Source organism: Methylobacterium sp. WL120 (assembly GCF_008039465.1).
Lineage (GTDB): Bacteria > Pseudomonadota > Alphaproteobacteria > Rhizobiales > Beijerinckiaceae > Methylobacterium > Methylobacterium cerastii.
This window is the reverse complement of sequence record NZ_VRUT01000275.1, coordinates 1-3,398: the sequence shown is the minus strand read 5'-3', so window position 1 is coordinate 3,398 and position 3,398 is coordinate 1. Positions and strand designations below refer to the sequence as shown.

4 protein-coding genes and 1 pseudogene are annotated in these 3,398 nt (G+C 72.7%); 2 read left to right on the top strand and 3 right to left on the bottom strand.

Annotation, left to right across the window (positions count from 1 at the left end; all coding sequences use genetic code 11):
* Positions 1-413, bottom strand: a pseudogene (locus tag FV229_RS26050) (molecular chaperone DnaJ); the annotation flags it as partial.
* A gap of 129 nt (positions 414-542) precedes the next feature.
* Here FV229_RS26050 and FV229_RS26045 point away from each other — a divergent pair.
* Together FV229_RS26045 and arfB are read left to right on the top strand one after the other, a co-directional pair.
* On the top strand, positions 543-827 hold the full coding sequence (locus tag FV229_RS26045; protein WP_147754698.1) for a BolA family protein: 285 nt from the start codon (positions 543-545) through the stop codon (positions 825-827).
* 19 nt (positions 828-846) lie between these two features.
* Positions 847-1,266, top strand: coding sequence for an alternative ribosome rescue aminoacyl-tRNA hydrolase ArfB (gene arfB / locus FV229_RS26040; RefSeq protein ID WP_147754697.1), 420 nt, complete (start codon positions 847-849; stop codon positions 1,264-1,266).
* Positions 1,267-1,543: 277 nt separating this feature from the next.
* On the opposite strand, the gene FV229_RS26035 is transcribed toward arfB, so the two are convergent.
* Together FV229_RS26035 and FV229_RS26030 are read right to left on the bottom strand one after the other, a co-directional pair.
* Positions 1,544-2,311 (bottom strand): YoaK family protein, encoded by a 768-nt coding sequence (locus FV229_RS26035; RefSeq protein ID WP_147754696.1) that lies wholly within the window; start codon positions 2,309-2,311, stop codon positions 1,544-1,546.
* 167 nt (positions 2,312-2,478) lie between these two features.
* Positions 2,479-3,398: methyltransferase domain-containing protein (locus FV229_RS26030; protein WP_147754695.1), on the bottom strand; the 920-nt coding region annotated here is incomplete at its 5' end.

Below are 3,398 nucleotides of genomic sequence, written 5' to 3'. Positions count from 1 at the left end.
ACGCCGAGCGGGTCGACGTAGGCCCAGTCGCGCGTCGGCGCGTCGGCGGCCTTCGCGGCGGCCGGGCGGTTCACGCCCATCGCCCAGGTCGGGCGGTGGCCGATGATCGCGTCCTTCTGGAAGGCCTGGACGGCGTCGTCGTTCATGCCGTCGAAGTAGTTGTACGTCGCGTTGTAGGCCTTCACGTGGTCGATGCAGAAGTTCCAGTACTGCCCCTCGGCGCGGCGCCCCTTGGGCGCGCGGAACAGGCCGGCATGGGCGCAGCCCTCGGCCTCGCAGGTGCCCGCGGGCTTGCCGCTCGCAGTCTTGCCGGCCGAGTTCTTGCCGGCCGCGGTCTTGCCGCCGGCCGTCTTGGGCTCGTCGCAGGTGCGCCGGATGCGGATGCTGTCGAAGAGGGGCGAGTTGAGATCCATGACGGGGCGATTATGAGGGGGTGGACCCGAGACACAAGGGCGCCGGGCCTGATGACGCATGCGGGCGAACGGGCTTGACGACCCGGCCGCCAGGTGACGCGGCTGCGACGTAACACGAGGGATGGACGGATGACCGGAACGGCGACGCTGCGGGACTGGATCGAGGCCAAGCTGGCGGCGGAACTCGCGCCGGCCCGCCTCGACGTGGTGGACGAATCCCACCTCCATGCGGGCCATTCCGGCGCGCGGCCGGGGGGTGAGACGCACTTCCGCGTGGATGTGGTCTCGGACGCCTTCGAAGGGAAGAGCCGCGTCGACCGCCACCGCGTCGTCAACGCGCTGCTGGCCGAGGCGTTCGCCCGCGGGCTGCACGCGCTGGCCGTGAAGGCGCGGACGCCCTCGGAAGCCGGCTGAGCCGGAAGGGGAGGGGGCCGTGGCCCTGGTCTGCACGCCTCAGATCGCCATCGACGAGGCCGAGCTGCACGAGACCTTCGTGCGGGCCTCGGGCCCCGGCGGCCAGAACGTCAACAAGCTCTCGACGGCGGTGCAGCTGCGCTTCGACGTGCGCCGCTCGGCCGCCCTGCCGAACGCGGTCGCGGTGCGCCTGATGCGGCTCGCCGGGCGGCGGCTCACGGCCGACGGCGTGCTGGTGATCAGCGCGCAGCAGTTCCGCACGCAGGAGCGCAACCGCGCCGACGCCCGCGAGCGGCTGGCCAAGCTCGTCGCCGAGGCCGCGGTGCCGCCGGTTCCGCGCCGTGCGACGCGCCCGACGCTGGCCTCGAAGAAGCGGCGGCTCGAAGCCAAGACCCAGCGCGGCGCGACCAAGCGCCTGCGTGGCGCGCCGGTGGATTGAACACGCCTCCTCCCGCCCCCGCAGAAGCGACAGGACTCACGCATCCCCGCGTCCGGCTGCTCGCGTGACGCGCATCCCCTCGCCCCGCACGCGGGGAGAGGGCTCTGCCGACCTCACCCTCGCTTCGGCTTCGCCTCCGCTACCCGTCTGCACGACGGGGTGCAGCCGGGCCTCTCCCCGCACGCGGGGAGAGGGGGAACCCGCGGGTCATCGGTGTCCGCAGCGAAATAGGGAACAGGATCGCCTGTTCGGAGGAGGGGATGTCCCGACTCCGCGGTCAGTGGATCGCGTCGATCGCCTTCGCGTCGGGGCTCGCGTCCGGCGCCGGCGAGGAGCCGGCCACCAGCTCGCTGCCGGGCTTGGCGATCGTCAGGACCACGGCGATGAAGGCGAGCAAGGCCGCGAGCGCCGCCGGGAACAGGAAGGCGCTCTCGCCGTAGCGGATCTGCAGCAGGCCGCCGACCACCGCGCCCGACGACAGGCCGGCCCAGAGCGGCGCCTGGATCCAGAACGACGAGGCCACCGTCCCGAGGATCAGGTTGGCCATGCCGGTGCCGAAGCGGACCACCGCGCCCGTGACGTAGGTGAGCGCGATGCTGCGGCCGCCCTCGTCCTGGAGGATCGCGTTCTGCAGGCCGAGCGCCAGGACGATCGGATAGGCGTGCAGCGGGAAGGCGAAGGTGCCCCACGGCATCAGCAGTCCGAGCGCCAGCAAGGCGGCCTCGATCGTCAGCAGCACCGAGAGCCGCCAGCGGCCGACCCAGGCGGCGATCAAGGTGCCGAGGAAGGCGCCGAAGCAGAAGACCAGCAGCACCGTGACGACGCGCAGGGTGTTCTCCCAGTCCGCGTTCGCCACCGCCACGCCAAAGCGCGTGGTGTTGCCGGACATGAACGACATGAACAGCTGCGAGAACTCGAGGAAGCCGATCGAGTCCGTGGCGCCGGCCAGGAACGCCAGCACGATCGCGAAGGGGATGCGGGTCGCCGCGCTCGCCGGGAAGGCCTTGTCCGGCGGGTCCCCGGGGGCGGTCTTCTCGTTCACCATGTAGGGCCTCGAAACGTGGTGGGTCGCGCCCGCTTCTCCCGTGAGGGCGCAGGGGGGTCGAGCGGGCGGCGGTGGGATCGACGGCTATAAAGAGCCGAGCACGGCCAAGGTTCAACCATGCACGGCCGGCAGGGTGATATTCCTCACCTCGCTCTCCGGCGCCGGGATTAAGCGGCCTCCACTCCCGTGCTCGCACTGCGTTTGACTGCGATCACGGTGCGTCCGGGAACGTCCGCGCCGTTCTCGCGCCGGACCACGGCTGAACGGATCGCGAGGTCGCCGAAGCCCGCGGCCTCGGCGGCCGCCGCGAGGTAGGCGTCGGCGTGGGCGTAGCGGCCGTCCGGCCCGAGCACGACGCTGTCGCCGTCGTGCGATTGCACGGTGAAGGCGGCGCGCCCGCCCGGGCGCAGCACCCGCGTCATGCCGGACAGCACCGTCGCGAGCGGCCCGAGATAGATGAACACGTCGGCCGCCACGCAGAGGTCGGCGGAGGCCGCAGGCTCGCCCGCGAGGAAGTCCTCGATCCCGGCCTCGACGAGGCGCGCATAGAGGCCCTTGCGCCGGGCGAGCGCCAGCATCGCCGGCGCGATATCGACCCCGGTGAGCGTCCCGACGCGGGCGCCGAGCGCCGCGCCCATCAGGCCGGTGCCGCAGCCGAGGTCGATCGCGTGGCCGTAGCGGGGGGCGCCGCCCGGCTCCCTCTCCCGTGCGGGAGAGGGTTGGGGCGAGGGATGAGAACTGTCCGGAGAGGTCACGCCCCTCATCCCACCGTTCTCCCCCTGGGAGAAGGAGCCCCGCGGCAGTTCCCACGATCCATCGTAGGCGTCGAGCGCCGCGCAGAGCAGCGCGGGGCCGCAATAGCCCAGCCCCTCGACGAGGTGGCGCTCGAAGCGGCCGGCATAGCCGTCGAACAGCGCGCGCAGGTAGGCCGGCGACAGCACCGGCAGCGCGGCGTCGCCGGCGATCCGCGCCAGGTGGACGAGGGTGCCGAGCGTGTCCTCCGGGTCGAGGTCGCGTCCGGTCTCGTAGGCGCGGAGCGCCGCCTGGAACAGGGCCGGGTCGGCGGCGCCGGCCGCGGCCTCGGCGG